Genomic DNA, 25,921 nt, shown 5'->3' with positions numbered 1-25,921 from the left:
AACCGCCTTCTGAACCTCCAAAATAAGGGATTTCAAACGCTCATGATGGCGTATCAATCTCAATATTTCCGATGAGCCGGTCTGTGGTATGTGTCAACAATTGACTGCGTTCCAGCATGTTGTGAGCGATGACAGAATGAGTGGAATTTGCGGTGCGGACGGCAATCGCTTTTTGAGGAGATAGATTGATGATGTTATTGCGCAGCACACGAGCTGAGGAAGCCTGGTCAATAAAGATCGCTGTCGGCTGTCCGATCGATCGATTTAAATAGAAGCGGTTATCTCCAATTTGTGGTGAACCATTTTTAATATACATCACCACATATAAGGATGTTTCTTCAAAGGAATTGTCTTTAATTTCTAATGCCCCTGTCGTGCTACTGTATACAGCGTAGTTTTGATAGTTTTTAAAGCGATTCTGCCAGATGAAAGCCTTTGCATTTTCGGTGACACTGATCGTATAGGAAGAATCTAGCTCCGGGTGTCCTTCTTGAATAAAGTGGTTGCCGTTGATCCCTGTTTCCCCTTCCTGCACCCAGATTCCTCTGCTGAATTCTTTGAATTGATTGTGCTGAATAAGGATATTCGTTCCTCTCACCACGGCCGCATCGATAACAGAATAGACCGTATTGTTTGAAAAGACGACACTATCCGATTGATAGATACGCAGGGAGGCGCTCCTTTTTCCGGTACTCGTTCCTGATTCAATATGGTTTCCTTCTATTAGAATACGATTCGCCATATAAACGGACACAGCCGCATCTTCAAAAAGACTAATTTTATTACCTGTAATGTGAACACTGTCTCCCCTCACATCAATCCCTTTTTCAAACCCCTCAATCATATTGCCAATAATAATCACATTGTTTTCCGTTTGACCAAGTGAGACGCCTAAGCTCGTAATCCCTGCTTTTGTAACACCTCCTCCCACTGCACGAATCATATTGTTGGCAATGATCGTTTCGGTGGAGAAGCCATAGGAGATACTGCTATCTGTATGGTTGCCTTCAATGATCACACCATAGCCATTAAAGTTATAGATGGAGCTTGCAGCACCTCCTCTGACGATGTTGTTTCGAATCTGAATATTCAGCGGTTCTTCCATATTAACGGCATTTTCTCCATAGCCTTCAATATCAATGCCCATTCTCGGCTCGACCCCATTTACTCCTGCTCTTTCCAAGAGACAGTCCTCCACAATGACCCCATCACAGCCTGTAATCGAAATATTGTTGCGTCTCGAATCGGTGATGGTGCAGCCGGAAATATCAATAGATGCAGCAGGCGAGTACGGTTCCCCCTCTGTCAATAAACCATGGGGACTGACAATAATGCCGTCTCCCGTACAATTTTTTATTTGGACATGATTCACCTCGACATGGGAGGCACCTTCAATGCACACCCCAAAGCCCCATTCATGGGTTTTTCGTTCAGAGGGTAGCGGCTTGTATACATGCTCATGACGATCCCCTTCAATACGTCCGCCTCGGATGGTCACATTCTGAACCTTTCCTATATAAAAGGCTGCATACCCCCATGAATCATTTGGTTTTACCTTTATCACAGCGTCTGAAGCCATCTCAATGCATATATGACTTGGCACCCGTATACCTGCACCTCGGAAAGGAAAAAATGAATCACCTCTGTACACCGCATCTATTAAATATGTGCCGCTCGGCAGCCAGACATGGGAATACCCTTGTGCTTTTGTCCATTCTAAACATTCATTGAGCTTGGCTGTGCAATCCGTTTTCCCGTCAGCAATCACGCCAAAATCTAGTACATTGACAACAGGTTTTTTTAGATCAGCTTCATTCAATTCCCCCAACCTAAATCACTCCTTTTCACACATGTTCTCTCGTCATTCTATGCATGTGGTAAAGGTTTGCTTGTACATTGATTCAAATTTTAAATAAATTCTTCCGGAATAACTTTCCGATAATTTTTACTTCAATGAATTTTTCAATTTTTTGAGTCTTTAAGCCTATTGAACTAACATTTTCCTGTTTTAGAATAGTTTTATATTGACACAAGAACTATACAAGAATATCATTTTTCTCATATCTCTTTTTTTAAGAAAGGATCTATGCCATGTCTACAATTGACCACGATAAAATTGTTAAAAGTGTTCCTCAAAAAGGGTTTTTTGGACATCCTAAAGGACTTTACACACTGTTTTTCACTGAATTTTGGGAGCGTTTCTCCTATTATGGCATGCGTGCACTGCTTATTTATTATATGTACACAGAGGTGACAAAAGGCGGTCTAGGCTTTGACCAGACGACAGCCAATTCGATCATGTCGGTCTACGGTGCGCTTGTCTATATGTCAGGAGTTATTGGCGGATGGCTCGCCGACCGGGTATTTGGTTCGTCCAGTACGGTGTTTTATGGCGGAGTTTTCATTATGCTTGGCCACGTGATTTTGGCTTTGCCAAGCGGAGCAACAGCGCTCTTTATTAGTATGGGACTGATTATTATTGGGACAGGTCTTCTTAAGCCAAACGTTTCAAACATTGTTGGCGACCTGTATACAAAAACAGACCCGCGCAGGGACTCTGGATTTAGTATTTTCTACATGGGGATCAACATGGGTGGCTTTATCTCCCCATTAATTGTCGGAACACTCGGTCAAAAAGTGAATTTCCACCTCGGGTTCTCACTCGCTGCCGTTGGGATGCTTGTTGGACTCATTACATTTGTGGTCACAAAAAAACCGAACCTTGGTCTTGCCGGCACTTATGTGACAAATCCATTATCAGCTGCCGAGCGTAAGAACTTCAAAATTTACGGATCATTGGTTGTGATTTTGCTCGCAGTTTTTGCTGTCATTGGCATTCAAACAGGCGCACTCACAATTAATCTATTCACTTGGTTTGTCAGTGCCCTTGGTGTACTCATTCCGATTGTTTATTTCATTGTCATGTATTTCAGTAAAAAGACGAGTGCAGTGGAGCAATCCAGGGTTCTCGCTTATATTCCATTGTTCCTTGCTGCCGTGATGTTCTGGGCGATTCAAGAACAAGGCTCAAACATTTTAGCGACATATGCAGATCAACGAACAAACTTGAATTTTCTTGGGATGACACTAGCGTCTTCATGGTTCCAATCATTGAACCCAATCTTTATTGTGCTGCTGTCTCCAGTGTTTGCTTGGTTATGGGTCAGACTTGGGAAGAAACAGCCGTCTACCCCGATTAAATTCTCACTCGGCCTTCTGTTTGCGGGGTTATCCTTCATCATCATGATCATTCCTGCATACATGTCCGGTCCGAACACACTTGTGAGCCCATTATGGCTCGTTCTGAGCTTCTTCCTCGTTGTGATCGGAGAGCTCTGCTTATCACCAGTTGGACTGTCAGCGACAACAAAGCTGGCACCTGCTGCCTTCTCAGCGCAAACGATGAGCCTTTGGTTCCTTTCAAATGCGATGGCACAGGCGATCAATGCGCAAGTAGTCAAACTGTTTGATAAAGTGCCAGAAACCGTCTATTTCGGTATCATCGGATTGCTGGCCATCGTTTTATGCGTTGTAATGCTATTACTGACACCAGTGATTAAGAAAGCGATGAAAGGCGTTCATTAATAAAAAACTGGACATGAGTACATCATGTCCAGTTTTTCACTTTATTGATGATCAGTCTTCATATAGAAATTTTATATCTTACTGCATGATTCATTCGTTTTCATTGGTACTGTCTCATTTATTTCGATGTTAAAATAATTCACGGCATTGTGATAACAAATATCTTTGACTATTTTTCCTATAAATTCGTAATCCCTTGGAAGCTCACCATTTTCTATCCAAGTCCCAAATAAATTACATAAAATTCTTCTGAAATATTCATGGCGAGGGAACGATAAAAAGCTTCTGGAGTCTGTAAGCATACCTACGAAAGTGCTAAGCAAACCTATATTAGATAATGTTTTCATTTGATCTAGCATGCCGTCTTTTTGATCATTAAACCACCACCCAGATCCAAATTGAATTTTTGCTCTGGCATCAGAAGATTGAAAATTCCCTATAGTAGAGGCCACAATCGCATTATGAACGGGATTTAAATTATAGATAATGGTTTTAGGTAAAAGGTTATCTTTGTCTAATTCATTCAAAAAACCATTTAAATGTCTTGCTAGGTGGAAGTCAGACATAGAGTCGTACCCACTATCTTTTCCCGTTAACTTGAACATTCGTGTGTTATTATTCCTTAAAGCACCTATGTGTAATTGCATGGTCCAATGAAGAGAATGATATTTTTTACTCAGGTGAAGAAGAGTGTTTGTTTTAAATTTATTGATATCCTCTTGGGATAGTGTTTTTCCTTGCAGCGCACGTACAAATATAGAAGATACTTCTTGTTCAGTAGCTGGTGAAAATGGAAATATTTCAAAACCATGATCAGACATTCTGCATCCATTCGCGTGAAAATAATCAATTCGTGAATGTAATGAAGCGATAAAGTTTTCATATGTTAAAACAACGCCGTTGATTGACTCACCTAATTTTTCTATATAATTCACAAAATTTGATTGTTCAATATTTAAAGCTTGATCCGGTCTAAATGTAGGTAGGACCCTAGTAGTAATTCCTACATCTTTACGTATGATTTGATGAATTTTTAAAGTATCGATTGGATCATCAGTCGTACATACAACTTTTACATTAAATTTTTCTAAAATTCCATTTGTGGACATGTTCCTTTCATTTAATCTCTCATTACAGATATCCCAAACTTTATGTGCATTTTTTTCTGAGAACAACTCATTTATATTGAAATAACGACTTAATTCTAAATGTGACCAATGATAAAGAGGGTTTCCTATTGTATATGGAACCGTTTGGGCCCAAGCTAAGAATTTTTCCTTGTCACTTGCATTCCCCGTGATCAATCTTTCTTCTACACCAAACCACCGCATAGCCCTCCATTTATAGTGGTCTCCATTAAGCCAAATATCAGTCATATTTTCATATTTTTTGTTAGCAGCAATGTCATCAGCCATTAAATGCGTATGAAAATCATAGATTGGCATATTTTTCGCGTAATCATGATAAAGAACTTTTGAACTTTCGTGATTAAGCATCATATCTTCGCTTAGGAATGTAGACAATATAGTCACCTCTATACTTATGTTTAGAAAATCTCAATTAAATGAAATAAGGTGTTATTAACAAAAATAACACCTCACTTTTTTAGATCTTACTTAATTCAATCTCCGTATTTACATAGATTGCGTCTCGTTGTGCAATTAAGCATAGTTCTGCGGCTTTAAAAGTATGCTCTTGAGTCATAGCATTTTCAGTATCGTTTAAACAATCTAAAATAAGTTCACCAAAGTAAGGGAAACCTACTTCTCCATTTAGAGAAAAATGTTGCTCTGTCTGTTGATTTACTAAGTATAAATGGTCTCCTATTTTATCCCTTGCTATGTCTACGTATTTGCGAATTTCAATATACCCGTCTGTTCCAAGAATGAATGTGCGCCCATCCCCCCAAGTGCTAAGGCCATCAGGAGTCAGCCAGTCTACTCTAAAATAGTTTGTAGCCCCATTATCCGCAATTAAAGTAGCATCGCCGAAGTCTTCCAATTCTGGATACTGATGATGTTTGTAATTGCCCACTTTACTATGTACAACTTTTGCATCTTTTGCGCCAGAATAGTAAAGGAATTGTTCAATTTGGTGACTACCAATATCACATAGAATACCTCCATAATACTCCTTTTCAAAAAACCAGCTTGGTCTGTTTTCTACATTACTACGATGTGGGCCAGTTCCAAGAACTTGTACCACTTTTCCAATGGCTCCTTGTTCAATCAGTTGACCAGCAAATACGGCACTTTCCACGTGCAAACGTTCACTATAATAAACAGCCCATTTAAGCCCCGTTTCAGCTGTTTTTTTACGAGCAAGCTCCAATTGTTCCAACGTTGTAAAAGGTGATTTATCCGTAAAGTAATGCTTACCATGATCTAAAACACGCAGCCCTAAATCACAGCGTTTAGATGTAATGGCTGCGCCTGCCACGAGCCTTACATCTGGATCTTCGAGAATTTCTTTCTCACTTTTGGCTGCCTGTACCTCCGGATAAGCCTTACAAAATTCTTGTACTTTTTTCTGATCATGATCATAAACCCATTTTAATGTAGCCCCAGCCTCAGTTAATCCATTGCACATTGCATAGATGTGTCCATGATCAAGACCTATAGCTGCCATTACGAATTGTCCTTCTGTAACGACAGGGGCACTTTTTCCCTTAGGAGCATAATTCATTCCATCACTTTTCTGCATGATTGTTCCTCCTCTAGCAAGCTTCCAGTTTATTTTTAATAACTTAATAACGTTAGACTCATAGTTTCTCGTAATTTCCTCCAACGGTTATCGTATCGTCTGAAAAATTTTCTACACTGCTTTGTTTTTCATAAAAATGCTTAACGTTCGCAAGCATTCCTTCACGTGTATAAAAAGGATCGTCTGCTAAAAGAGGAAGCTTCACATGAACACCTTGGTTTGCAGATTTATAGATGGCTGTAATAAGTTCTAGTGTTTTTCTTCCTTCTGTTCCATCAATTAAAAGCTTCTGGTTACCCTTGATAGCCATTAAAAAATTATTTATTTGTCCTTTATGCCCTTCAAATAGCAATTCCGGATACTGATTAAAAGCTTCCTGAATACGATTTTCTAAATCCTCATCATTTTTCTCTTGAGGAAACCCATTTTCTTTAGCTATATGAGCATTTACTTTCCATGGGACAGATACTCTAGCTTTTTCACCTTGAAAAATCAGTTGTTGTTCTTCTCCATGATGAACAACAGAACTGGTTACTTGTGCTAAGCTGCCATTTCCATAGCGAAGTACCGCAATAGAAAGGTCTTCAACCTCTGCATTATCATGCAAGGTATTACTAGTTGCTGCAAAAATGTCAGTCGGCAATCCTAACATCCATTGCAACATATCAATATGATGGACAGCATGATTAAGTGTACAACCTCCACCTTCTTTTTCCCATGTACCGCGCCACCATAAATCATAGTAACTATGACCACGCCACCAAAAAGAATCAACTTGAGTATGAGCAATTTTTCCAATGAGGTTTTGATCAAGGACATGTTTTAATCTCATAATGGGCGTCATAAACCTGTTTTGAGCAACAACGGATAAAAGCTTTTGGCTTTCAATAGATGCTTTTATCATTTCGTCACATTCTTTTAGAGAAGAAGCCATAGGTTTTTCTACTAAGACATGTTTGCCTGCTTTAAGAAAATCGATGGCAATGGTTGCGTGCATATAAGGAGGTGTACAAATGGAAACGGCATCAATCGTAGGATCATTCAATAACTCTTGGTAGTTAGCGACAACTCGTGCTTCTAGGTTATATTTTGTTGCTGCAGACATTGCTTTTTCAGGATAAATATCAGCTAAAGCTACAATTTTACTGATTTCAGGCATTGCAAGATAAGCCTCGATATGGGCAGTTGCAATTGATCCAGTTCCTATAATTGCGATGTTGGTCATATCAATCTTTCCCTTCTGCAAGAAGATAAATTTTCACTTCTAATAATGAGATAGCGCTTTCAAAAAAATTAATGACTCACCTAACTGATAGATCAGAGTACCGTTCGTTCTATTAATATTCTAGTTATACTAGTATGGTAGCTCAAAAACATTATAACTCAATCTTTTTGAATTTTGTATAGTTTTTTGAATTTTCTTTTTAATATCCCTCACTTTTATGATTGATCATGGCTTACATAGTTAGAATCATCAAGAGTTATAAATGCTCACAGGGTAATATTCAGAAAAATTAAATTAGTGTCTACCATTCTAATGCACTTGTATGGTAGTATGTTAGAGAAAGGAGATTAGAATAATGAATATTGATTTTAAAAACCAAAACCTCTCTACGAGGGAACAAGTTTACAATATGCTAAAAGATCAAATATTAAGCCTGAAGCTTCCACCTGGGACAAATATTTCTGAAAAAGAAATATCCATTCAATTTAATGTTAGTCGAACTCCTGTAAGAGAAAGCTTTTTAAAATTATCTCAAGAAGGATTATTAAGTATCTACCCTCAACGAGGTACATTTGTTTCTTTAATTGATTTGAACCTTGTGGAGGAAGCACGGTTTATGCGAGAACATCTCGAGAAGGCAGTGATTAGACTAGCCTGTCAGGAACCTTCTGAAGAGTTGATTAATGATTTAGATATGAATTTAAGTATGCAAAAAATTTGCGTTAAGAAAAAAGATTATAAAAAAATGTTTGAATTAGATGAGGAGTTTCATAGAACTATTTTCAAACGGTGTAAAAAAGAAAAAACATGGTTAGTTATTCAACAGATGAATGTACACTTTAATAGGAGTCGCATGTTAAGGCTAGTAACAGATTATAATTGGGATAATATTCTTTCTCAACATGTAAATATCTTCAAAGCTATACAAGATCAAGATGCTGATAAAGCTGAAACAATCATGGAAGAGCATTTGAAAATTGCACTTGTTGATAAAGAATTATTGAAGAAAGAATATCCAAATTATTTTAAATAAAAATAGGTTGTTACTTATATTTTAGGGGTGATGGTAGATGAGGATGACATTTAGATGGTTTGGCGAAGGAAACGACACAATCACACTGGAACAAATAAAGCAGATTCCAGGAGTGGAAGGAATTGTTTGGGCACTGCATGATGTGCCCGCAGGAGAAGAGTGGCCATTAGAAAGAATTGTAGAAATGAAAAAATTAGCTGATAAACATAACCTTCATATTGAAGTGGTTGAAAGCGTGAATGTTCATGAAGACATTAAGCTCGGACTTCCAACTAGAGATCGATACATAGAAAATTATAAGAAAACAATTCAGAAGCTAGCAAAGGTCGGTGTTAAAGTCATATGTTATAACTTTATGCCTGTATTTGATTGGATCCGTACAGACTTAAATAAAACACTTCCTGATGGCTCTACAGCTCTATTTTATGAACATAGTCGAATTAAAGATATTGATCCGAAAGACTTAGTAAATAAAATTAGTGAGAACTCCAGTTTAACCATGCCAGGTTGGGAACCAGAGCGGTTAAATCACCTCCACCACCTTTTTGAAGCCTACAGAAATGTAACAGACGATGATTTATGGGACAACTTGAAATATTTTTTAGATCAGGTTATTCCAATTGCAGAACTTCATGATATTAAAATGGCTATTCATCCTGACGATCCACCTTGGCCTGTCTTTGGTCTACCGCGAATAGTAACTAACCAAAAAAACATCAGAAAAATTTTACAACTAAATAATAGCCCACATCATTGTATAACGCTCTGTACAGGATCTTTAGGAGCAAACTTAGAAAATGATTTAGTTTCTATGATTCACGAATTTATTGATAGAATACCATTTACTCATATAAGAAATGTACGTGTATATGATAACGGGGACTTTGTTGAAACATCGCATCGATCAAAAGATGGATCAGTAGATGTTTCAGCTATTATACACGCTTATTATGAAAGCGGATTCAAAGGTTATTGTAGACCCGATCATGGAAGACACATTTGGGATGAACAATGCAGGCCTGGATATGGTCTTTATGATAGAGCACTTGGAATTATGTATTTGTGGGGAGCTTGGGATGCTTTACAAAATAAACATTCTGTATGAAAAGAAGCAAAGGAGGAAGCTACATGGTAAACATACAAGAAAATAAAAATTTAGCTGGTAAAGTAGCTGTCATAACAGGAGGAAGTGGCGTACTTTGCAGCGCCATGGCAAAGGAACTTGCTAGACATGGCGTGTCTGTGGCCATTTTAAATAGAACAGTCGAAAAGGGTGAAAAGGTAGCCGAAGAAATTAACCTTATGGGCGGGAAAGCGATTGCGATTAAATGTGATGTTCTGAATAAAGAGAGTGTTGAACAAGCCGAGAAGATTGTAACAGAGGAATTAGGCAATTGTACAATATTGATAAATGGAGCTGGTGGTAACCACTCCAGTGCAAATACAACCAATGAAATATTTCAAACAGAAGACCTTACTAATCCTAAGGTAAATACTTTTTTTCATTTAAGTACAGATAGTGTACAAAATGTATTTGATTTAAATTTTATGGGGACTTTTATTCCTACACAAATTTTCACTAAAAATATGGTTCATCAAAAGGGAGCAGTTGTCATCAACATGTCATCTATGAGTGCCCCTTCTCCAATGACCAAAGTGCCTGCTTATAGCGCGGCAAAAGCAGCAATTGAAAATTTCACCAAATGGTTAGCTGTTCATATGGCCGAGGCAGGAATTAGAGTAAATGCCATTGCACCGGGCTTCTTTTTAACCTCACAAAATAAAAACCTTCTCCTAACTGAAGAAGGAGATTATACAGAGAGGTCTCATAAGATTATTTCGAACACACCAATGAGAAGGTTTGGTACGCCAGAAGATCTTCTTGGTACTCTATTATGGCTTGTTGATGATCATATGTCAGCATTTGTTACCGGCGTGACCATTCCTGTTGATGGAGGTTTTATGGCGTATTCAGGTGTTTAATATTTTTATTTTTTTCCTTGTCATACATCTTTATTTTATATGTTTTTTTAAATTTATAAGTAGGCTTGGAAAGGAGAAATAAGAATGCAGACTGAGAACAGGAAACTAACACTCAAAAATTATATTGGTTATGGAACAATGGATTTATTTGGAGGGGGAGCATTCGCTATCATAGGCGCATGGATGTTATATTTTTTTATTACATACTGTGGTCTTACCCCTGTTGAAGCAGGATCTATTATTGCAATTGCTCGTATTATTGATGCGATAGCAAGCCCAATTATGGGCCATATCACTGACAATTTTGGTCGTACAAAACTTGGGAAAAAATTTGGACGACGCAGGTTCTTTTTACTAGTTGGAAGCCCTTTGATGGTTATATATTCTCTTCTTTGGATTTCTGATATGAATTACTGGTACTATTTAACGGTTTATATTTTGTTAGAATTCCTTGCAGCAATGGTATTAATTCCATTTGAAACACTTGGAGCTGAAATGACGAATGATTTTAATGCACGGACCAAGCTCTCAACAATAAGATTAATCTATTCAGGACTAGGAACATTTTTAGCTACCTTTATTCCAGGCAGATTATTCGAAATATTCGGAAAAGATTCACCTCAAGTTTTTCTTTACAATGGTATTATCTTCACCTTTATTTTTATGGCTGCATTATTAATTACACATAGAACAACATGGGAACGTAAAATAGAAGAAGACATGATAGAACCTGATGGTGTAGAAAAAGTACCTGCTATAGAATCCATAAAAAAAGTCATCATTGACTTAACATCTACTTTTAGAATTAGAAGTTTCCGTCAGCACCTCACGATGTATATTTGTTCGTTTACTGCCATGGATATTTTAAACGCTGTCTTTGTCTACTTTGTTGTGTTTTCTTTAAATAAAGATGCAGTGCTCGCAGCCGATTTATTATCTATTGGTTCATTACTTCAAATGGTATGTACAATATTGTTTGGTTGGCTCGTGATTAAAATAGGTCCTGCGCCATCTTTGAAAATATCTTATACTGCTATTATTACATGTATCAGTGGTTATATATTTTTATACTTCACACAACCAGCTTATATGATTATAGCGCTGTATGCTTTCTCTGTTATCTTAGGCATCGGAAAGAGTGGATTATATTATATACCATGGAATATTTACACTTTCATTCCTGATGTAGATGAAATGGTCACTCGTAAAAGAAGAGAAGGAATATTTGCAGGTATTATGACTTTTACACGCAAGAGTACTACAGCTTTAGCCACATTCTTGGTAGGAGTTATTTTACAGGAAAGTGGATTCGTTGCAAGTGCGACGACACAGTCTACGACAGCAATAAATGGGATTGTAGGTATTCTGTTTTTCGGAACTGTAGGGCTAGTCGGTATTAGTTTAGTTATTTCATTTAAATTTAAATTATCTAAGAAAACGCATTCCATTATGATTAATGAAATTAATAGGTTAAAGAATAATGGTTCAATGGAACAGGCTGATGATGAAACAAGAAGTGTTTTGAAAGCGCTAACAGGATGGGATTACGAGAAGCTTTGGGGTAATAATAATGTAGGATATCAGAATAAGCGCCAAAATTTTGAACAACAAGATTTAAAACAGCAGGATATGAACTAACTTTTGTTGTTAGTTGAGAACTTCCAGAATCACTTCAAAAAAAAACACCTTCAGATTGATATCAGAGGTGTTTTTAAATTTCTTAAATTTAGTGTTTTTTGGTTTTAAAACCGAATCTCGTCATCTCCATGGATTTGCAGCTTCAGCGGCTCACTTTGTGCCTGATGCTTTTTCACATAGCGATGGTAGACAACATATCCAATGATCATGAGCGGTACGCCGACATATAGCCCGATGCGCTGCTCTTGATCAAAGGCAAGGCTAACCAACACGATGGTATTCAGCGTGATCGCAATGATTGGCAGCACCGGATAAAGAGGCGTTTTAAATTTTAAGTTTTCCAGTTTTCCGCCTGCTTTCAAATATTTTCTACGGAAAAGAAGCTGTGATAATGTAATCGTGATCCAGCCTGTCTGGGCACTCATTCCGGCAATGGACACAATCCAGGCAAATACTGTTTTCTCTGCAAAAAACCCGGATAACAGCGAAATCCCTGTAAACAGGAACGTGAGCAGTAAGGCATTCATCGGTATGCCGCGCTGATTGACGCGTCTAAATGCTTTTCCTGCCATTCCTTCCTTCGATAAGGAATACAGCATTCTCGTCGATGCATACAAGCCAGAGTTCGCAACAGATAATAAAGCAATGATAATGACAAAGTTCATGATGTCTGCCGCAAAAGGAATGCCCGTTCTCTCAAACACAGTAACAAATGGACTTTTCAGCACACTGGCTTCCTTCCAAGGCACCATACCGGCTAAGACGAAAATAGATAAGACGAAAAAGACAAGTGTACGCCATACGGTTTGATGAATCGAACGAGGAACGGTTTTCTCGGGGTTTTCACTTTCTCCTGCCGCAATACCGATCAGCTCTGTTCCCTGAAACGAAAAATTCACCGTAATCATCGTGACCACAACGGCCAGCAGGCCATTTGGAAACAGCCCATCATTCACAAAATGGCTGAAGTAAGGGGCGGGTTCACCGCTCGTTGTATCAATAAACCCAAACATCGCCGCTCCGCCTACGCCAATAAAGAGTAAAATGGCAATAATCTTAATGGTAGAAAAGAAAAACTCCGACTCCCCGAACGCTTTCGCTGACCGGGCATTTAATAAGAAAAGACAGAGTCCGAATATGAGACACCAAATCCACACATCTACTTGCGGCAGCCAGCGCCTCATCAGCTGTCCTGCTGATAAGAACTCAAGGGCGACCGTTGCCGCCCAGCCGAGCCAATAAATCCAGCCGACAGCAAAACCCGCTGCCGGGCTGACAAATTTCGTCGCATACGTATGAAACGACCCCGACACAGGAAGTGCAACCGACAGCTCCCCAAGACACAGCATGGTTAAATACATGATCAATCCGCCCACAATATATGAAAGAACGGCTCCGACTGGCCCTGCTTGTCCAATCGTATAGCCCGTTCCTAAGAAAAAGCCTGTCCCAATGACACCGCCAAGTGAAATCATAAATAAATGGCGGGAGGTCATCGCCCTTTTCAATTGTTCAGGCTGATTTTGTCCAACATCCACAATGATGCCCTCCTTCTTCTAAGATGCTCTGTTATCAAAACATGTCTCCATGTGATTCATTCCATTTTCAAAACAACCTACTAATTATACATCTTTTATAATAAATATGCTTCCTTCTATGGTCACTGTCTCAAAGTCTTTATTTTAGTAATGTTCGCACAAATAAACTGAATGGCTTTTTAGGTTTGAAAGAAATGGGTTGCGGGCATAAAGTTGGTGAGATTCGCTCAAGCTAGTTTCAAATGCTTTACTTTTAGGTTGCTTCTCTGTAAGATCATATGTTGTAAATACCAACAAGAAAAGTGGGGAATAAAATGAAAAAAATGTTCTTTGCCATTATTTTAGGCGCTTGTGTTGCATTGATCACGGCATGTGGATCTGGTGCAAGCGACAACGCGAATAAACAATCTGGGTCTAAGGAATCAGGAGACCTTTGGAAATCCATTCAGGATAAAGGTGTATTAACCATCGGAACTGAGGGTACTTATGCTCCTTTCACTTTCCATGACAAAAAGACAGATAAATTAACTGGCTACGATGTAGAAGTCATCACTGAAGTAGCAAAACGCCTTGACTTAAAACCTGAATTCAAAGAAACACAATGGGACAGTATGTTTGCTGGACTGAATGCAAAACGTTTTGACGTGGTAGCGAACCAAGTTGGGAAAACTGGCCGTGAAAATCAATACGATTTCTCTGATAAATACACGACATCTCAAGCTATTGTTGTGACAAAATCAGATAATAACGACATCAAGAAACTATCTGATGTTAAAGGCAAAAAAGCAGCACAATCGTTAACAAGTAACTACAACAAACTAGCAACAGATGCTGGTGCTAAGATCGAAGGCGTTGAAGGTCTAGCACAATCCATTCAATTGATTCAGCAAGGACGTGCTGATCTGACGTTTAATGACAAATTGGCTGTATTGAATTACTTGAAAACAAGCGGTAACAAAAACCTAAAAGTTGCATTTGAAACAGGAGATCCTCAAAAAACTTATTTCGCATTCAGAAAAGGCAGCGGCGAAGTCGTTGACAAAGTGAATGGCGCATTAAAAGAAATGAAAAAAGACGGTACACTCGCTAAGATTTCTAAGAAATGGTTTGGTGAAGATGTTACAAAATAACATCCTAGGAGTCGTCATTCCTTGGGATCTTCTTCAGCAATCTTTTTGGCCAATGGTGATGCAGGGGATTTATTATACAATTCCCCTCGCCATCATTGCCTTTATTATTGGTATTTTTATCGCGCTTGTGACAGCTCTTGCGAGAATGTCTAAAATTAAAGCCCTCAGATGGATTTTCTCCATCTATGTGTCGGCCGTTCGCGGAACGCCGCTTTTTGTGCAATTGTTTATTATTTTCTATTTCTTTCCGACATTTAATATCACACTGGATCCATATCCAAGTGCCATTATTGCTTTTTCTTTAAACGTAGGTGCGTATGCGTCGGAAATTATCCGTGCATCCGTCCTGTCTGTTCCAAAAGGACAATGGGAAGCAGGTTATTCCATTGGGATGACACATCGCAAAACGCTCGTCCGCGTGATTTTACCGCAGGCTGTGCGTGTATCGATTCCACCGCTGTCTAATTCATTCATTAGCTTGGTGAAGGATACATCCCTTGCCTCCCAGATTCTCGTGGCAGAGATGTTCCGTAAATCACAGGAAATTGCTGCGGCGAACTTGGATCAGATCTTGTTTATTTATATGGAAGCAGCCCTCATCTATTGGGTATTCTGCTTTATTCTATCGCTCGTTCAGCATCAAATTGAAAAACGACTTGATCGATATGTCGCAAGGTAAGGAGGGAACGACATGCTAACAGTCAAAGGTCTCAAGAAATCCTTTGGTGAAAATGAGATTTTAAAGTCGATTGATTTTTCGATCAACAAAGGGCAGGTTGTGGCCATTCTTGGTCCATCTGGATCTGGGAAAACAACGATGCTTCGCTGTTTAAATGCACTTGAAATACCAAATGGCGGCTCCTTTACCTTCGATGATTTCTCGATTGATTTTTCGAAAAAAAATAAATCAGCTGATCTGCTAAAGCTACGCCGGAAATCAGGAATGGTATTTCAGGATTATCACCTGTTTCCTCACCGTACAGTGCTTGAAAATGTCATGGAAGGTCCTGTCCAGGTGCAGCGCCGTCCAAAGGAAATGGTTCGAAAAGAAGCCATTCAGCTCTTGCAAAAGGTCGGTCTTGAGGATAAAAAAGACCTGTATCCATTTCAGCTCTCAGGCGGTCAAAAGCAGCGTGTCGGGATTGCCCGTGCACTTGCCATTCAGCCAGAGCTTATGCTTTTTGATGAACCAACCTCTGCGCTTGACCCTGAGCTTGTCGGGGAAGTTTTAAAGGTCATGAAGGATCTAGCGAAGGAAGGCTGGACCATGGCGGTTGTCACACATGAAATCAAGTTTGCCCAAGAAGTAGCAGACGAAGTGATTTTTATTGATGGCGGCGTCATTGTCGAACAAGGTCCTCCGGAAGAAATCTTCAAACGACCAAAGGAAGAACGAACAAAACAATTCTTAAACCGGATTTTGAATCCAGTATGATGAAAAAAGGCTGTTCTCACGTGGTGAGGACAGCCTTTTTTTATATCTCTTTTTGCAGGCGAAGCGCCAGTAAATCTTGCAGGAGCAGCCTTGCTCCCTCTGGACTGATGACCACACCACCAGATAGCACCTTATTGGAACACGTCACTTGCCCTGTTACGATACAAGGTTTGTCCTGCCAATACGGCTTCATCACAATTTGATCTTCTTCTCTGTAAATCTCCATAAAATCTTGCGGATGAATGTTCAACCGTTTTCTCATCTCTGTCGGAAGAACAATTCTCCCAAATTTATCTATATATTTAACATAATCGTTATTTAACAAATTGCCCCCTCCTGCATCACTAGATATGATATAGACAATTCCCTCTATATGAAGGGATTAAGCGATCAAATCGGTTAATCTGCAGGCTGTTCCAGTGACTAAATACGCTTCCCATATATGATATATCTGTTTGGTGCAGGACCAATATAGGAAAAAGGGTAACATGTGGTGAGGATAAGTTCTTCCTTTTCCTGTTGTAACGTAATAATTGTTTGATCATCTTTCTTCACTATCTTTGTTTTCTCGATTTCATAGACAAAACGTCCATATGAAAGCTCAATAATCAGTTGATCTCCCTTCACAAGTTCTCCTGTTCGTCTAAACACCGTATCACGGTGCCCTGATAAAACGATTTGTCCGTGCTCGTTTGGAAAATAACTCTCGTGAAAGTGACCAACGCCTTTTGCTAAATCATCTGCATCTGTTCCTTCTACAATCGGTAACTCAGCTTTTAGCTTTGGGATGTGCAAAAGCCCAATCGCTTCACCAGTCTGCGGCGCAAAAGGGGAATCTGTTTTCCCCTTTTGCTGAATGGCTGCTTGTGCAGACTGAAATGACTGATCTACTTCTTTTTGTCCATCAACGATATTCAAATATCCTACAATCGCAAGACAAAGCCCTGCTATGATTAATATCGCTGAGATGAATTTTTGAAACATGACCGGTTATCCGTTTCTTTTTCTTCTGTTCCAGACGATAAGAGCTGCACCTATTAATACAAGTGCAAAACCTGCAAGTAAAAGGTTGTACATCGCAGTTGCAGTATTCGGAAGATGATGACCAGGTGTCTCCGTTTCTGAACTAGTAGGCGTATCTGGATTTGCTGGCACCTCTGGCTTATGCGGTGGTTCTACAGTTGTTGAGTTTTCAGGGTTGTCTGGATCGTCTACATTCTCACCACTTACGACTGCGATATTTTGAATGGTTTTCCCTTCAGATCCTTTGGCAACCTTCGCCTCAAATGTGACTGTATGCCAGTCTGTATCTTTGATATCGCCAAATTGACCGGTTACTGTGCCTTTTGTGTATTCTCCGTTATCGTCATCTTTTGCATCTGTCGCGGCTTGTCCATCCACTTTTAGTGAACCTTCGACATATTGAAGACCTTCTGGCAGTTTATCTGCGATGACTAGATCTTTGATGACACTGTCTTCTACACTATTTTTTGTTTTGATGGTGTAAAGGAGCGTGTCGCCTGCCTGTACTTGTTTTTCATCTGTATTGCCTTCTGCTTTTTGAGAGATTTCAGATGTTTTTTCTGATTCAAGCTTTGGATCTCTTGGATCAATTTTTGTTTCGGTTGATGGCTCTTCTGGCGGCGTGTTTTCGCCTGTTACTTTTGCTGTGTTTTGAATACTTTTACCTGATTGGCCTTTTGCGACTTTCGCTTCAAAGGTCACTGTATGCCAGTCCGTATCTTTGATATCGCCAAATTGACCGGTTACTGTGCCTTTTGTGTAGTCTCCGTTATCGTCATCTTTTGCATCTGTCGCGGCTTGTCCATCCACTTTTAGTGAACCTTCGACATATTGAAGACCTTCTGGTAATTCATCAGAAATCACGAGATTGTTGACGATGCTGTCTTCTTCAAGATTCTTTGTTTTGATCGTATAAAGAAGGGTATCGCCGACCTGTGGTATCTTTTTATCTGTGTTGCCCTCTGCCTTTTTCTGAATGCCCGCTGATTTTTCTGATGTTAGTTTTGGGTCACGAGGGTAAATTTTTGTTTCTGTTGATGGCTCTTCTGGCGGTGTGTTTTCGCCTGTGACGCTAGCTGTGTTTTGAATGTCTTGACCAGCCTGTCCCTTTTCAACTGTTACTTCAAACGTCACGTTGTGCCAGTCCGTATCCTTCACATCACCAAAAGATCCTGTAACCTTTCCATCTGTGTAGTCTCCGCTATCATCGTCTTTTACGTCCGTGACGGATTCTCCATCAATTTGCAAGGATCCAGTGACATACTTCAGTCCTTTTGGTAATTGGTCTGAAATGACTAAATCTTTAATCAAACTGTCTTCTATCGTATTCTTTGTTTTAATCGTATAAAGAAGGGTATCGCCTACTTCTGGATGTTTCTCATCTTTGTTACCTTCTGCTTTTTTCTGTAAAACCGCTGATTTTTCTGATTCAAGCTTTGGATCTCGAGGATAGATTTCTGTTTTTGTTGTCGGTTTCTCTGGTGGTGTGTTGCCCCCTGTGACATTGGCTGTATTTTGAATGTCTTTGCCTGATTGTCCTTTTTCAACCGTCACTTCAAACGTCACCGTATGCCAATCTGTATCCTTAATGTCGCCAAATTGTCCTGAAATGGCTCCGTTTGTAAAGTCTCCGTTATCGTCATCCTTTGCGTCTGTGACTGTATCTCCATCCACCTGTAGTGAATTCGGTACATACGCCAATCCTTCCGGCAGTTCATCTGAGATCACTAAGTTTTCAACGAGACTGTCTTCTTTCGTATTCTTTGTTTTAATTGTATAAAGAAGAGTGTCACCAACCTCTGGATGCTTCTCATCTGTGTTACCTTCTGCTTTTTTCTGTAAGACGGCTGATTTTTCTGACGTTAGCTTCGGGTCACGAGGATAGATTTCTGTTTTTGTTGTCGGTTTCTCTGGTGGTGTGTTACCGCCTGTGACACTCGCTGTATTTTGAATGTCTTTGCCTGCCTGACCTTTGTTAACCGTCACTTCGAACGTCACTGTATGCCACTTCGCATCTTTCACTTCTCCGAACGTTCCAGTAACAGTTCCATCTGTTATATCGCCGTTGTCATCATCTTTTGTATCCGTGACTGGATTTCCATCTACCTGAAGTGAATTTGGTACATATGATAACCCTTGAGGTAATTTATCAGAAATGACAAGATCTTCAATGAAGCTATCTTCAACAGCATTACGGGCTTGGATGGTATAAAGCAATGTGTCGCCTACTTCTGGATGCTTCTCATCTGTGTTACCCTCTGCTTTTTTCTGCAAGACCGCTGATTTTTCTGATTCAAGCTTAGGATCTCGAGGATAGATTTCTATGTCTGTTGTTGGATTGCCTGGTGGCGTGTTCTCCCCTTTTACATTGGCAGTATTTTTAATATCCTTGCCTGCCTGACCTTTTCCTACTGTCGCTTCAAATGTCACAGTGTGCCAATCGGTATCTTTCACGTCACCTATTTGTCCTGCAACAGTGCCGTTTGTATAATCACCTTTGTCTTGATCTTTTGCATCTGTGACACTGGCACCATCTACCTTAAGTGAGCCTGCAACATAGCTTAAACTGCTTGGAAGCTGATCTGAAATGATTAGATTTTTAAGAATGCCGTATTGTACTGTATTTTTGGCTCTAATTGTATAAAGAAGGGTATCGCCTACTTCTGGATGCTTCTCATCTGTGTTGCCCTCTGCTTTTTTCTGTAAGACAACTGATTTTTCCGATTCAAGCTCTGGTGGATATGGATCAAATTCTGGTTTTACACGTGAAGCTAGGTCGTAAGATAATGTATCACCTACAGTGCCCATATATGTTGTACTTAATGTTTTCGCATCAAGTGTAAAAAGAGTGGAATGACCAATGGATTCATTTAATCCTGACTGTAATAGCATTTGTCCATTTGGCAAAAAGCTAATTCCCCGAACGCCTCCGTCAATCGTTTTACCATCCGCATTTTTAATTGGAATGACACGAATGACCTCTGCTGTATCAGGGTTCATTTGTGCAATGGCACCACTGCCATTGGATGCGAACCAAAGATAACCGTCCTTATCAACGACAAGGTCTCCGCCAACGCCAGACCCAATCTCATAGCCTACGATTTTTTTGGCCGTTTTTTTACCCGTAACTAAATCGTACGTTCCAAGGAAATACTCACCATTAGAAGCATAAGAATATATATATTTATCTTGATACACAACGGCATTAGTAGCACCTTCAGGTAATTTGGTTACGATCTCTGCCTGCCCTGAGGTCGCATTTATTTTATATAGACTAGGGCTACCGACATTATCTGCAGTTGCATATACAACATTTTCTCGATCACTTACAGCAACACCATTCACTGCACCTACATCGATTCCTTTCACCTGTACACTAGCTTTTACGTTTGTTGGGTTATTTCCATCAAGCTGCTGAAGAACCAGCGGTCTACTCCCAAACATATAGGAATCCGTATTGTTCACAACAACCGTCCCCGCGGCTTTCGTCACTACCGGTGAAACTGTTAATAAATTTCCAGCAATCAGCATTAATATAAGAAATAATTGACTTGTTCTTTTCAATATATTCATTTTTTGACCTCCCCTTTTTCTTGCTTTATATCGTAATGGTATGTACCAGTTCACCTCCCACACTTTGGTAAAGAATATCAGTAACATTTCAAAAGTAACAACATGACTAAATGACTATTTTCGACAAAAATAGTCATTTAGTAACAGGTGCCTCTCAACGTTTGTTTTGCATATGTTTTTTCCAATAAAATGATCTTTTTTTATAGTAAACCTCCGTATTTTTCAACAGGTCTAATGACACAGTTTACATACAATCTCTTCTATCTAAAGATAATTATTCTTTAATTGGTTTAGATTATTTTTTTGTCAAAATATATTGAATTTTTTTCTTTTTCTTTTAAAAGGAGGGAATTAATGGCTTGGTTTGGTAAAAAAAACAATTCGAAAGTCTTGCTGTTTGTTTTGATGTTTTGACCTTTACAAATCAAAAAAATTCTTTTTGGAGTAAGCGATTACAATTGAGCAAAGCCATTTAAAGGGGTGTGAGAGTATGTTACGATGGAAATCGAGTGTTTAAGAAAGAAGGGAATGCTTTTGAAGCGGGAACATCTTTTACGTTGGTTTTTTTATTTTGTTGGATTGATCGTACTAGCTTTTGGACTATCGCTGACAGTGAAAGGGAAGATCCTTGGGATTGGTCCTTGGGACGCTTTCCACTACGGACTGTTTCAGCATTTTGGACTCACAATTGGACAATGGTCCATTATCATTGGTGCACTTATTGTGACACTGACTTCTTTTTTCACGAAATCTTTTCCAAAGATCGGCGCTTTACTGAATATGGTGCTGATTGGTGTGTTTATTGATTTCTTTAATGCGATATTACCTGCACCACATGGGTATTTACCGGCTTTATATGTATTTATTACGGGTGTTGTAGTTTCTGGATACGGTGTTGGCATTTATGTCTCAGCCAATCTTGGCGCTGGGCCAAGGGATTCATTAATGCTGCTCATCTCAGCGAAAACGGGACTGAACGTACAGTGGGTTCGAAATGGCATTGAGTTAACAGTGCTTTTATTTGCATGGATGCTCGGCGGACCGATTGGCATTGGAACGATTTTGACTGCGATCTTCACAGGTCTTGTCCTTCGTTTTTCCTTGCCGCAATCGACACGACTCCTGCAGCTGCTCATTACAAAAACAGCAGAGAAACCTGTTCAAACCCTTACTAGATGAGAACAAGCCATTCTAAGATCAGAATGGCTTTTCTTGTGTTAAAATAAAAAAACAGAATATTCATACATAGGAGTTGGAGATCTCATGCAGCTTTTCCACTATCATTACTGGACACCATTTGTTGAAGAGACAGAACAAGCGTATCGTTCGCTGGGCTTTGAGGTAAAAGGACGTTTCACAAAGGATGGTTCCTTTCATCCCCCGCTCACATGGGATGATTTTAGAGATAAGCAGCCGACCTTTCGAATCATCGAAATGAGAAAAGGTCAGATCAATATCACATTCGGATATAGTAAAAAAGTCTTGTTTGATCACATCGGCTTTCTTGTCTCAAACGAAGAATATGATCAGCTGCTTGCACAAGCTAAAGAGTTAAACTGGCCTGTCCAAGCTGGGGAACGGAGAACGTTTCTTTCGACACCTCTTCGTTTAAGGCTTGAATTACAGCGGCGTACAGATGTCATTGAAACTGGAAACGATGCGCTGCATGCTATGACAATTGCTATTCCTGATTTGTCACAGACACCTAAAGTGGATCAGCTGCTATCACCTTTGAATCAGCCCATTCACTGGCAAAAAGGAGAACGCCTTTCCCTGCTTGATGTGGTCATGACGGATATTGATAAAATGGAGACAATTGATCCGAATGGTGTACACATTATGAAACAGACATAAAAGCAGCGAGGCTCGCTGTCCTTTTTACATTAATGGACCCTTTTGCACGTCACTCTCCAATGGTACAATGAATGTAAAAAATTAGAGGTTCGTTATGAAGATATTTGCTATCCAATTACAACACTTAGATGAAATCAATGCACAACAACAAATAGAGCGTTTGAAGCTCTTTGTGTCATCTGAAAAGCGTGTAGCGGCTGATCGCTTTCGTTTTTTGATCGATGCCAGAAGAACCTTGTTAGGTGAGGTGCTGGTTCGTCAAACGATTCATGATATGTACGATCTGCCTATGGATCAGATCGTTTTTGAAACTGAGGGGAATGGCAAGCCTGTCGTCCGGCAGCTTCCTTCTTTTCATTTTAATCTATCTCATTCTGGCGATTGGGTCGTTTGCGCAGTAGATGATGCACCTGTTGGCATTGATATTGAGGAAATCAAACCTATTGATCTGGCGATTGCCAAGCGATTTTTTTCAGCGGATGAGTATCAGGATTTACTCTCACAACCGGCAGAGCGGCAGGAAGCCTATTTCTTTCATCTATGGTCAATGAAGGAGGCCTTTATCAAACTGACTGGAAAAGGATTATCCTATGGTCTTTCGTCCTTTACAGCCCGTCTTTCAGAGAATGGACAGGCTACGTTGACATTACCCGATCATGAAACGCCTTGCTTTGTTCAAACATATTCAATTGATCCTGCCTACCAAATGGCGGTATGCACACGAAAGCCTGCTGCGGCTGATAGCGTTGAGAGACTCACTTGCAGTGATGTACTGTCCCGCCTTTAATAACGCGTGATTTGCTGAAATACCGTCTTTAATAGATCGACTCCGCGTGTGATCTGCTCTTCTTTCACCTGCCAGATGTTTAGCTGAAAAATCGGATCCTTTTGATAGGCCTTCAGGTAATGGCGGTCAATTGGCTGAATGGAAACAGATGCCTTTTTCAGCTGCTGAATGAGCTGGTTCATGGGAATCGACCGGTCGACACGTACATGTGTATGGGTAGCCGGCTCCTGTTCTCCCAGCTGATAAGCGCCCTGATCATTTTTTAAACTTGCTACGAGCTGCTTAGAGCGATTTCGATAGCTCGCCCGCATTCTGTCTCTATGCCGCTCAAACATCCCGCTTTTTAAATATATTTCTAAAGCTGCCTGGGACAGCATAGAGCTGTCGATATCAATGAGCCGTTTGTGTTCGCTAAAAGGTCTAATCAGTTCTTCAGGTAAGACGACCGCTCCTGTTCGAAGCCCTGGAAAAATGATTTTCGAAAAGCTTTTCAAATAAATAACCTTTCCTGCCTGATCGTATGAATAAATAGGGTCTCTTTTTGTATCAAATTCTAAATCTGCTAAATAATCATCCTCAACAATGTAGACATCATATTTCTCGGCAAGGGCTGCTATCGCTCTTTTTTCTTGCTTTGATAAACTCGTTCCAAGCGGGTTTTGAAATCGTGGCATCGTATAGAAAAAACGAATCTCCTCTTCTCGAAAGATACGCTCTAATTCGATCAGATCGATCCCTTTTTCCGTCCGCTGAATTCCGCGCACAGGCAATTGGTTTTTCTCTAAATATTGGAGATATAAGTGATAACCCGGCTGTTCTACAAGTATAGTTTGTTTTCCATTCGGAAAAGGGATGGTGCTTAAAATGGATAACGCGAGCTGAATACCAGAGGTCATGACGATCTGTTCTGGTTGAGCAAACACTTGATAATCCATTAATCGCTTTGAAATGACTGGCAGCAGGGATGGTAAGCCGTTGGCTGTGCCGTAAATAAATAAATCATTTTGATACAAATCGATCGCTTGGTTGATGCAGTGCTGAAAATCGACATACGGAAACACAACGGGATCAGGTGCAGAGGAAGCAAAATCAATCCATGTGCCGTCCTGCTTACCTGCTGATTGCTTCGTTTTCACGACATAATAGCCGCTTCTTTCTACAGAATACAGCAGATGTTCACGCTCCAATGTGTCTAGCGCTTTGATGACAGTGCTTTTACTCACTGCATATTGAGCCGCTAAGTGGCGAATGGAGGGAATTTTCATTCCAGCGCTGTACTCCCCTGAATTCATTTTTTCTTTTAAACTCATGACAAGCTGATCATATTTCCTCACGCCTTTTCCTCCTTGTACCGGTACAGATATCATGTTCTCTTATTGTACACGTTAGATGATCCGATTACGATAGAAGAACAGAACCGGTCAATTCATTTGAAGCATGCATGCTCATGTAAGGAGTCACGTTATGAATATTTCAAAACAAAAAGCGTATGCTGCCGCGATCGCATACGCCTCTATCATTGGTTTTTCCTTTTTATTTGTCAAAATAGCATTAGAATCAGCAAACCCAATCGATTTATTGGCACACCGCTTTACTGTTTCTTTTGCAGCCGCTCTATTGCTGTATCCATTTTTACGAAAGAAGAATCGCATATCCATTCAATGGCGTGATCTCATTTATATCGTACCGTTTTCTTTGCTTTATCCTGTTTTGTTCTTTGCTTTTCAAGTGTGGGGATTGATGTATACATCTTCTTCAGAGGCTGGCATCATTCAAGCGACGATTCCCATTTTGACGATGCTGCTGGCATCCTGGTTTTTAAAGGAACGTGCGACATGGATACAAGTGCTGTTTACCCTTCTTTCTGTGTGCGGGGTGATGCTTCTCTTTGTCATGAAGGGAATTGATGTCCAGCATTCTCACTTCATCGGCTATGTGCTGATTTTACTTTCAGCCTTGTCATCCAGTGCATATAGTGTGTTTGCTAGAGTGATTACAAAACGATTCCATGTGATCGAACTCACCTTTGTGATGACCTTCTTTGGCTTTGTCTTTTTCAATGCCGCTGCGCTTATCCGGCATTCGATCAATGGCTCATTGCCGGAGTTTTTCAGCCCATTTACAGAAGCGTCCTTTGTATGGTCGATGTTCTTTTTAGGTATTCTTTCCTCGCTTCTCACAGCTTATTTATCAAACTATGCACTCTCTCAGCTTGAAGCGGCAAAGGTCAGCATCTTTAACAATTTATCCGCGTTTATCACAGTCGCCGCCGGGGTTCTCATTTTACACGAAACGATTGATTGGTATCATTTCCTCGGAGGGGTGCTGGTCATTGGCGGGGTGATTGGCGGGAATGTGGTAAAGAAACCGAATTCATAAGAAAAAGCGGCCTCTTTAAAGAGAGCCGCTTTCTT

Annotated in this window: 21 protein-coding genes; 12 read left to right on the top strand and 9 right to left on the bottom strand. The window is 39.9% G+C overall.

All coding sequences use genetic code 11. The features are described 5' to 3' along the window. Positions 1–40: 40 nt before the first annotated feature. The gene (locus tag AC20OE_RS16000; RefSeq protein WP_099662903.1) at positions 41–1,828 is read right to left on the bottom strand and encodes a right-handed parallel beta-helix repeat-containing protein; all 1,788 of its coding nucleotides are present in this window, start codon (positions 1,826–1,828) and stop codon (positions 41–43) included. A 263-nt stretch (positions 1,829–2,091) separates the two neighbouring features. Here AC20OE_RS16000 and AC20OE_RS15995 point away from each other — a divergent pair, with 263 nt between their 5' ends. After that, a complete protein-coding gene (locus AC20OE_RS15995) occupies positions 2,092–3,585 on the top strand; it encodes a peptide MFS transporter (RefSeq protein WP_024425520.1) in 1,494 nt (497 codons plus the stop codon). 71 nt (positions 3,586–3,656) lie between these two features. On the opposite strand, the gene uxaC is transcribed toward AC20OE_RS15995, so the two are convergent. From uxaC to AC20OE_RS15980, 3 genes are all read right to left on the bottom strand, one after another. Further along, the gene (uxaC, locus tag AC20OE_RS15990; RefSeq protein WP_058837318.1) at positions 3,657–5,108 is read right to left on the bottom strand and encodes a glucuronate isomerase; all 1,452 of its coding nucleotides are present in this window, start codon (positions 5,106–5,108) and stop codon (positions 3,657–3,659) included. Between the two features lie 82 nt (positions 5,109–5,190). Continuing rightward, positions 5,191–6,288: a Gfo/Idh/MocA family protein gene (locus AC20OE_RS15985; RefSeq protein WP_487269005.1), complete on the bottom strand. Its 1,098-nt coding sequence runs from the start codon at positions 6,286–6,288 to the stop codon at positions 5,191–5,193. 58 nt (positions 6,289–6,346) lie between these two features. Beyond that, positions 6,347–7,513: a Gfo/Idh/MocA family protein gene (locus AC20OE_RS15980; RefSeq protein WP_342503076.1), complete on the bottom strand. Its 1,167-nt coding sequence runs from the start codon at positions 7,511–7,513 to the stop codon at positions 6,347–6,349. Between the two features lie 355 nt (positions 7,514–7,868). Here AC20OE_RS15980 and AC20OE_RS15975 point away from each other — a divergent pair, with 355 nt between their 5' ends. From AC20OE_RS15975 to AC20OE_RS15960, 4 genes are all read left to right on the top strand, one after another. Beyond that, positions 7,869–8,546 carry a GntR family transcriptional regulator gene (locus AC20OE_RS15975; protein WP_059374431.1) on the top strand — a complete coding sequence of 226 codons (678 nt, stop codon included), beginning with the start codon at positions 7,869–7,871 and terminating at the stop codon, positions 8,544–8,546. A 37-nt stretch (positions 8,547–8,583) separates the two neighbouring features. Then, positions 8,584–9,651, top strand: coding sequence for a mannonate dehydratase (uxuA, locus tag AC20OE_RS15970; RefSeq protein WP_039176484.1), 1,068 nt, complete (start codon positions 8,584–8,586; stop codon positions 9,649–9,651). Positions 9,652–9,674: 23 nt separating this feature from the next. Next, positions 9,675–10,529 (top strand): SDR family oxidoreductase, encoded by an 855-nt coding sequence (locus tag AC20OE_RS15965; protein WP_156417725.1) that lies wholly within the window; start codon positions 9,675–9,677, stop codon positions 10,527–10,529. An 84-nt stretch (positions 10,530–10,613) separates the two neighbouring features. Continuing rightward, positions 10,614–12,167, top strand: a complete 1,554-nt coding sequence (locus AC20OE_RS15960) for an MFS transporter (RefSeq protein WP_487269004.1) — start codon at positions 10,614–10,616, stop codon at positions 12,165–12,167. Positions 12,168–12,271: 104 nt separating this feature from the next. On the opposite strand, the gene AC20OE_RS15955 is transcribed toward AC20OE_RS15960, so the two are convergent. Then, positions 12,272–13,705 (bottom strand): amino acid permease, encoded by a 1,434-nt coding sequence (locus tag AC20OE_RS15955; protein WP_432803536.1) that lies wholly within the window; start codon positions 13,703–13,705, stop codon positions 12,272–12,274. Positions 13,706–14,019: 314 nt separating this feature from the next. Here AC20OE_RS15955 and tcyA point away from each other — a divergent pair, with 314 nt between their 5' ends. From tcyA to AC20OE_RS15940, 3 genes are read left to right on the top strand one after another with little or no spacing between them, the layout of a single operon-like run. Beyond that, positions 14,020–14,835 carry a cystine ABC transporter substrate-binding lipoprotein TcyA gene (tcyA, locus tag AC20OE_RS15950; RefSeq protein ID WP_487269003.1) on the top strand — a complete coding sequence of 272 codons (816 nt, stop codon included), beginning with the start codon at positions 14,020–14,022 and terminating at the stop codon, positions 14,833–14,835. Continuing rightward, entirely contained in the window at positions 14,822–15,514 is a 693-nt protein-coding gene (locus AC20OE_RS15945) for an amino acid ABC transporter permease (RefSeq protein WP_024424286.1), read from the top strand. Before tcyA ends, AC20OE_RS15945 begins: the two co-directional genes overlap by 14 nt. 12 nt (positions 15,515–15,526) lie before the next feature. Further along, positions 15,527–16,270 (top strand): amino acid ABC transporter ATP-binding protein, encoded by a 744-nt coding sequence (locus tag AC20OE_RS15940; protein WP_041089051.1) that lies wholly within the window; start codon positions 15,527–15,529, stop codon positions 16,268–16,270. 40 nt (positions 16,271–16,310) lie between these two features. Here AC20OE_RS15940 and AC20OE_RS15935 read toward each other — a convergent pair whose 3' ends face one another. The 3 genes from AC20OE_RS15935 to AC20OE_RS15925 all read right to left on the bottom strand — a co-directional run bounded on the left by AC20OE_RS15935 (position 16,311) and on the right by AC20OE_RS15925 (position 20,866). Then, a complete protein-coding gene (locus AC20OE_RS15935; protein WP_039176465.1) occupies positions 16,311–16,595 on the bottom strand; it encodes an AbrB/MazE/SpoVT family DNA-binding domain-containing protein in 285 nt (94 codons plus the stop codon). Positions 16,596–16,693: 98 nt separating this feature from the next. After that, positions 16,694–17,254 (bottom strand): class D sortase, encoded by a 561-nt coding sequence (locus AC20OE_RS15930; protein ID WP_058837314.1) that lies wholly within the window; start codon positions 17,252–17,254, stop codon positions 16,694–16,696. Between the two features lie 6 nt (positions 17,255–17,260). Then, positions 17,261–20,866 carry an isopeptide-forming domain-containing fimbrial protein gene (locus AC20OE_RS15925; protein WP_487269002.1) on the bottom strand — a complete coding sequence of 1,202 codons (3,606 nt, stop codon included), beginning with the start codon at positions 20,864–20,866 and terminating at the stop codon, positions 17,261–17,263. A 534-nt stretch (positions 20,867–21,400) separates the two neighbouring features. Between AC20OE_RS15925 and AC20OE_RS15920 the strand changes: the two genes are divergently transcribed. The 3 genes from AC20OE_RS15920 (at position 21,401) to AC20OE_RS15910 (ending at position 23,507) form a co-directional block, all read left to right on the top strand. After that, positions 21,401–22,045 carry a YczE/YyaS/YitT family protein gene (locus AC20OE_RS15920; RefSeq protein ID WP_099662957.1) on the top strand — a complete coding sequence of 215 codons (645 nt, stop codon included), beginning with the start codon at positions 21,401–21,403 and terminating at the stop codon, positions 22,043–22,045. An 84-nt stretch (positions 22,046–22,129) separates the two neighbouring features. Beyond that, positions 22,130–22,720, top strand: coding sequence for a hypothetical protein (locus AC20OE_RS15915; protein ID WP_099662894.1), 591 nt, complete (start codon positions 22,130–22,132; stop codon positions 22,718–22,720). Positions 22,721–22,814: 94 nt separating this feature from the next. Further along, positions 22,815–23,507 (top strand): 4'-phosphopantetheinyl transferase family protein, encoded by a 693-nt coding sequence (locus AC20OE_RS15910; RefSeq protein ID WP_059374422.1) that lies wholly within the window; start codon positions 22,815–22,817, stop codon positions 23,505–23,507. On the opposite strand, the gene AC20OE_RS15905 is transcribed toward AC20OE_RS15910, so the two are convergent. Next, positions 23,504–24,841, bottom strand: a complete 1,338-nt coding sequence (locus tag AC20OE_RS15905) for an aminotransferase-like domain-containing protein (protein ID WP_059374420.1) — start codon at positions 24,839–24,841, stop codon at positions 23,504–23,506. The two genes, AC20OE_RS15910 and AC20OE_RS15905, sit on opposite strands and share 4 nt — an antisense overlap. A 130-nt stretch (positions 24,842–24,971) precedes the next feature. Here AC20OE_RS15905 and AC20OE_RS15900 point away from each other — a divergent pair, with 130 nt between their 5' ends. Beyond that, on the top strand, positions 24,972–25,886 hold the full coding sequence (locus tag AC20OE_RS15900) for a DMT family transporter (RefSeq protein WP_099662893.1): 915 nt from the start codon (positions 24,972–24,974) through the stop codon (positions 25,884–25,886). Positions 25,887–25,921 lie beyond the last annotated feature (35 nt).

This window comes from Bacillus sp. SRI_025, from assembly GCF_057592095.1.
Note: the sequence above shows the minus strand (reverse complement) of the source record. Positions and strands in the feature narration are given on the sequence as shown.